Source organism: uncultured Campylobacter sp. (assembly GCF_938030815.1).
GTDB lineage: Bacteria > Campylobacterota > Campylobacteria > Campylobacterales > Campylobacteraceae > Campylobacter_B.
On record NZ_CALHII010000138.1, the window covers coordinates 1 to 6,226 of the forward strand.

Annotated in this window: 7 protein-coding genes; all 7 read left to right on the forward strand. The window is 48.9% G+C overall.

The window, feature by feature from the left end; all coding sequences use genetic code 11:
- Positions 1 to 224 precede the first annotated feature (224 nt).
- Positions 225 to 467, forward strand: a complete 243-nt coding sequence (locus tag Q0277_RS05335) for a twin-arginine translocation signal domain-containing protein (RefSeq protein WP_297996249.1) — start codon at positions 225 to 227, stop codon at positions 465 to 467.
- Positions 350 to 2,488, forward strand: coding sequence for a thiosulfate reductase PhsA (gene phsA / locus Q0277_RS05340; protein WP_297996252.1), 2,139 nt, complete (start codon positions 350 to 352; stop codon positions 2,486 to 2,488). Before Q0277_RS05335 ends, phsA begins: the two co-directional genes overlap by 118 nt.
- Before the next feature lie 11 nt (positions 2,489 to 2,499).
- Entirely contained in the window at positions 2,500 to 3,066 is a 567-nt protein-coding gene (locus tag Q0277_RS05345) for a 4Fe-4S dicluster domain-containing protein (protein ID WP_297996253.1), read from the forward strand.
- Positions 3,059 to 4,030 carry an NrfD/PsrC family molybdoenzyme membrane anchor subunit gene (gene nrfD, locus Q0277_RS05350; RefSeq protein WP_297996254.1) on the forward strand — a complete coding sequence of 324 codons (972 nt, stop codon included), beginning with the start codon at positions 3,059 to 3,061 and terminating at the stop codon, positions 4,028 to 4,030. The genes Q0277_RS05345 and nrfD overlap by 8 nt, the downstream gene beginning before the upstream one ends.
- Before the next feature lie 26 nt (positions 4,031 to 4,056).
- Positions 4,057 to 4,710, forward strand: a complete 654-nt coding sequence (locus Q0277_RS05355; protein ID WP_297996256.1) for a response regulator transcription factor — start codon at positions 4,057 to 4,059, stop codon at positions 4,708 to 4,710.
- Positions 4,703 to 5,821, forward strand: coding sequence for an ATP-binding protein (locus Q0277_RS05360; RefSeq protein ID WP_297996258.1), 1,119 nt, complete (start codon positions 4,703 to 4,705; stop codon positions 5,819 to 5,821). Before Q0277_RS05355 ends, Q0277_RS05360 begins: the two co-directional genes overlap by 8 nt.
- Positions 5,763 to 6,226, forward strand: a 464-nt coding sequence (locus Q0277_RS05365) for a hypothetical protein (protein WP_297996260.1), incomplete at its 3' end; no start/stop codon positions are given. The genes Q0277_RS05360 and Q0277_RS05365, both read left to right, overlap by 59 nt.

The window sequence follows — 6,226 nt, forward strand, 5'->3', positions numbered from 1 at the left end:
GGGCTTTTTTACCGAGTTATTAGGCGCTCGCGTAGCCCTTGCGATCTGCGGCGCAATTAGCATTTTGCTACTGCTGGCGCTATTTTACGGCTTTAAAATACGGCGCAGGACGCATTTTATCTTTCGAGATAAAGTCTAAGCCAAAAGCTGCATTATCAAAATTAACCTTATTTTTACGATGAAGCCTTAGAATTCCTACCAAAATTTAAAGGTAAGGAGTTTTTATGAATAGACGAAATTTCCTAAAAAGCACCGCCGCAATCGGTACGCTAGCGACGCTAAATCTAAATTTAAACGCTAGCGCGGTTACCGGCGGGACGGAAAAGAAAGTCGCCAGCGTCTGCGAGATGTGCTCCTCGCGCTGTCCTATCGAAGTGACCGTAAAAACGGTCGCGGCGCTCTCATCGAGGGCAACCATCGCTTTTCAAACAAAACCTCGGTCTGCGCTCGCGGAGGCGCGGGCATAAATCAGCTCTACGACGATCAAAGGCTCATTAAGCCGCTCATTCGCGTGGGCGAACGCGGTGAGGGTAAATTTAAAGAGGCGAGCTGGGACGAGGCGCTTAAAATTTGCGCGCAGAAGCTTGGCGAGATTTCGCAAAAATACGGCCCGCAAAGCGTAGTTTTTACCTCTAAAACGGGCGAACACCACACTCAGATGATGAATTTCGCCTGTGCCTACGGCAGTCCGAACATCTACTCGCACTGGTCCTGTTGCCCGGTCACCTACAATATCGCCGTGCCACACACCTTCGGCGCCAATATGCAAAGAGACTACGGCGATGCAAAATATATCGTAAATTTCGGCCACAATCTCTTTGAAGGCATCGATATCTCAAAAACCAAAAAGCTCGCAAAAGCCGCAAGTAGAGAGGACGTAAAGCTTTTGGTACTCGATCCACGCTTTAGCGTCGTAGCTTCTAAAGCCGACGAGTGGCTGCCGATAAAGCCGGGAACTGATGCGGCGTTTTTGATGGCGCTGATTCACGTCTGGCTGCGCGATAACAAATACGACAAAAAATTTATCGAACAATACGCCGTGGGGCTAGAGGAGTTAAGGCGGTCCGTGAAGGATACGACGCCGCTTTGGCAAGAGGGCATCACGGGCATCAAGGCAGACAAAATCGAGCGCATCGCAAATGAAATTTACGCCGCGGCTCCCGCGGTCGTAATCGACTGGGGTCATAAAACCACGACCGCCAAAGCCGAATACGTCCGCACGCGCGCCATCGCGATCGCAAACGCGCTGATGGGAAACGTCGAGAAAAAGGGCGGAATTTACTTCTCTAAAGATTCCAAAACCTTCAACGCGCTTTGCAAAGAGGATCTATTCCCTACCATCTCAAACCCGGATAAAAATTTTAAAATTCCAAAGACCGCACGTATCGACGGCTGCGGCGAGGAAGGTAGCGAAAATTTCTTCGTGCCGCGCAAACACGGCGTTTTGATGCAGATCGCGCCTACGATTTTAAGCGAAAAGCCATATCCGGTAAAAGGCTGGGTCAGCACGCGCTTTAACCACCTCATCAACGTTGCGGGCGTGGATAAGAGCGTAGAAGCGATCAAAAAGCTAGACTTCGTGCTCGCAATCGACGTGTATATGAGCGACTTCGCGTGCCTAGCCGACGTGATCTTGCCCGAATCCACCTATTTGGAGCGCGATGAGTCGATTCAAAACAAAGGCGGCACCGCGCCGGGATTTGTGATGCGAAATAAAGCCGTCGAGCCGGTGGGCGATACGAAGTGCGGCTATGAAATTTTTAGAGAGCTTGCAAGGGTGATGAAGATTGATAAAGATTACACCTGGAATAACATCGACGAATACCGCATGCAGCAAGCCAAAGGCAACGCCGAGCTAATCGCAAATTTAATCAAAAACGGCTACGTAAGCTACAAAGTGCCGAAGCTGTATTACCGAGAGCCGAAGCTCGTAGCTAAATTTATCGATAAATATCCTGCCGCCGCGGAGTTCGTGGACGAAAACGGCGAGATGAGCTCGCAGATGAAATTTAAAACCCCAAGCGGCAAGATCGAGCTTTTCGCGCCGAAAGTGGAGGAACTTTTCGCAGGATACGGCTGCTTAAATACCGAGGGTATGGACGTATTCGGCGGGCACAAATACTGCCTCATGACCGGCAAGACCGCGCTTCACACCAACGGACATACGCAAAATGTCAAAATTTTAAACGATATGATGAGCGAATCGCCGGTTTGGATCAGCCCGGCTTCCGCAAAGGCGGAGGGGCTAAAGACGGGCGATATCGTGAAGCTCAAAAATAAATTCGGCGAGCAAAAAGCTAAAATTTTCGTCACGCAAGGCATCAGAGACGACTGCCTGTTTTTATACCACGGCTTTGGGCACGTAAGCCCGGGGTTAAAGCGCACGAACGGCATAGGCACCAACCAAAGCGTCCTTCTCGATCCGGCTGCGGGTCCTGTGGTAAGCACGATGGTAACCAACGTCGGCGTCGATATAGTTAAAATTTGAAAGGGGCAGTTATGAAAAAACTCATAATGATTCACGACGAAAATTTATGTATAGGTTGCCAAGCCTGTTCGGTTGCGTGCAGGAATGAAAACGGCGTACCGAGCGGCGTTTATAGGCTGCAGGTGCACGGCAAAACAAGCGGCGTTTTTCCGAATTTAAAACTTGATTATTCGCGCGCCAGCTGCGTTATGTGCGAGGACAGCCCCTGCGTGGACGTCTGCCCTACGGGAGCGAGCTTTAAAACCAAAGACGGCGTAACTCTTATAGACGAGAGACTTTGCGTCAGCTGCAAATACTGCATCCTAGCCTGTCCTTACGACGCGAGATTTGTAGATCCTATCACGCACGCTATCGGTAAATGCACCTTTTGCTACACTAACCGCACTAGCAAAGGCTTGCAGCCTGCCTGCGTAAGTGTGTGTCCGACCGACGCTTTAGTTTTCGGCGACGTAAATGACGTAAATTCCGAGGTAAGCAAGCTGCTAGCCAAAACGAGCGTAGAATATCCCAAAGCATATCTAAACACCAAGCCGCGCCTAGCGAATATCAAAAACAAAAAAGGAGGACGCTATGAATAATATGTGGGGCGATATGAGCCAATACTCTGAAATTTACTGGCCTTGGCCGATTGCGATTTATCTATTTTTGGCGGGTCTTAGCGCGGGAGCGACGATGGTGGCGCTTTTAGTTGAATGGAATCGCCACGAAAGCGAGCAAAATTCCATCTGGGATGCGATGATTAGAGCGGGTGCGATCACGGCGCCGCTTACGATCTGCGCGGGGCTTTTGCTTTTGATCTTTGATCTGGGCAAGCCTCTTACCTTCTATCTTTTGCTGATCAAATTTAACTTCGGCTCTGTAATGAGCCTCGGCGTGGCGGCGCTTTTAATCTACGTGCCGCTTAGCTTTGTATTTGCGCTATGCGTCTTCGGCGAGGAAATTTGTAAATTTAAACTACTTGCGTTCCTGCGACCTATCGTAAATTTACTAAGCTCATTCGCCAAAGCTTCCAAAGCTTTCGAGCAAGTTTTATTTATCCTTGCTCTTTGCGTGGGCGCATATACGGGCTTTTTGTTAAGCGCGGTGATGAAAATTCCGCTTTGGAATACTCCGGTGCTGCCGATTTTATTTTTGCTGTCGGGCTTTTCCAGCGGCATCGCGGCGAGCATTTTAGTGGGACTTCTGTTTTTTAAAGGCTCGTTAAACAAAGATAGCATAAAATACCTTTTGGTGCTTGATCTGCGCGCGATACTCTTTGAGATTCCGCTTTTATTCATTCTATTTGTCGGGATGTATTTCGAGGGCGGCACTAGCGCGCTTGCGGCACAGCAGGCTTTGACGCACGAGGTTTACGGTAAAATTTTCTGGATCGGCGTTTTGGGTACGGGGCTCATCGCTCCGATCATCATTGCCTTTACGGCTCTGAAAAACCACGCCTACAAGCCTGCGTTTATAGTTTTAAATTCTTTCGTCGTGCTTTGCGGCGTCATTCTGCTTCGCTACTACATCGTATATGCGGGGCAAATTTGCACGGGAGCGTAGTCTCGCTCCCGATTTAGGGAACGGGTTTGAAAATTTTACTTTTAGAAGACGATTTTGAATACAGAAGCAGCGTAAGCGAGTATCTGCAGGAGCTTGGCTACGAGGTGGACGAATGCGAAAGCGGCGACGCAGCCTGCGATAAGATCGCCGCGAATACCTACCACTTGCTGATCTTAGATATCAAGGTGCCGGAGGTCTCGGGCGAAGAGGTGCTTAGATACGCACGAAACCTCGGTCTTGGCACTCCCGTGATGATGATGACCTCGCTCGGCGACATCGACGATTTGAGCCAGTGCTACGAGCTAGGCTGCAACGAATATCTAAAAAAGCCCTTCCACCTAGCCGAGCTTAAATTTAGAGTAAGCGAGCTGATGCGAAAGTATTTCGGCGACGAAAAGGGCGCCGTCAAGATCGCGGATAAATTTCACTACTTCGCAAATTTAAAAATTTTAAAACGCGCGGACGAAGAGATATCGCTAAGCGCCAAAGAGATCAAGATTATAGAATTTCTGCTCGCCAATATCAAAAGATTCGTAAGCGTCGATGAACTCATCGCCGACGTATGGGACGGTGAAGCGGGCAGCGTCGATGTGCGCGTGCATATCAGCAATCTCCGCGCCAAAACGAGCAACGACTTCATCCTCTCCAGCCGCGGACTCGGATATAAGATCAATGCTTAAAGGGTTTAAATTTACGCTTTTTAGCGCGATTTTCATCATCGGCGCCTTTATAAGCGAGAGTCTTTATATCATCTATTTAAATTCCAAAATCGAGGAGAGCGCCGACGTCGCCGAGCTGATACAAAAAAGCGGCGAAGCCCTAGCCGGTGCGGATCTGAATCTAAAAGACGAGCTAATCTACGACTACGCGATCCTAAATGCAAACGGCGAAATTTTAAGATCAAACCTAAGCGTCCAGCCGCCCGATTTTGCGTTTATCACGCTGAAATTCGGCGGACGGGTATTTTTTAAGCGCCACTTTCTACATGAGGGCAAGCTGCATTTCTTCGTCATCTCAAAAAAGATAAGCTACGCAAAGATAGAATTTATCGCGATCTCTACGATCTTTATCACGATTTTTGTAGCGCTCATCATCGCGCTGTTTAACTACAAAATCATAAAAAATTTCTACGCGCAGCAAAGCAACCTCATCAAGGCGTTTTTCAACGACGCGATGCACGAGCTAAAGACCCCTCTGGGCGTCGCGCTCATCAACACCGAGATGCTTGGGTTGCGTGACAAACACACTGCGCGTATCAAATCCGCACTCAAGCAGATGGTAATTACTTACGAGGACGTGGAGTACTTCATCAAAAGCGGCAAGATGAGCCTAAAAAGCCGCCGCATCGATATGAGCGAGTTTTTGGGCGCTAGGATAAATTTCATCTATCTGGTCGCAAAAAGCAAAAACATAAGCCTACAATCGCGAATAGCGCCCGACGTGAGCGTTTTTATGGACGAGACCTCGCTTATGCGCCTCATCGATAACGCCCTAAGCAACGCCATAAAATACTCGCGCCCCGGCGGCAAGATCATCATCGGGCTGGAGAAAGGGGTGAGCATAGCGGTCTTTAGCGTGCAGGACTTCGGCATCGGCATAAAGGATACGAGCGCGATCTGGGATAGATACTCGCGCGAAAACACGGCTCTTGGCGGATTCGGTCTCGGGTTAAACATAATCGATAAAATTTGCAAGCGCTACGGAATCGCAAAAAGCGTCAGCTCGAAGCTCGGTGAGGGCAGCACCTTTTGCTACAAAATCCCGCTGTTTAAGCAGAAGCTTTTGGATTAAAACGGGCGCGCTAAATTTAGACGCAAATTTTAATGCTGCGGACGTTGATGAAATTTTAAATGGCGCGCGCGGTGCAGATGCAAATTTTAAAAACATACGTAGCGCGAGCGCGAATTTCAAAGGCGGGCAATCCGCAAGTCTAAATGTGAGCTTGGGCGTGAATACAGGCGAGGATGTAAACTCAAACGCAAATTTAGACTTAAGTCTGGGCGCATACTCGGCCTCAAGCCCGAACGCAAATTTAAACTCAAATTTAACCGCAAGTTCAGACCCTAATACAAGCGGCGAAAGTAAAAATCGGGGTCCGTGCGAGCGCGGCGCGGATAAAATTTCAACCATCAAAATTTACGGCCACACTCACTTTTTCGCCGCGGCGATAGATAAAAACGGCGCGCTTGTGCTAAA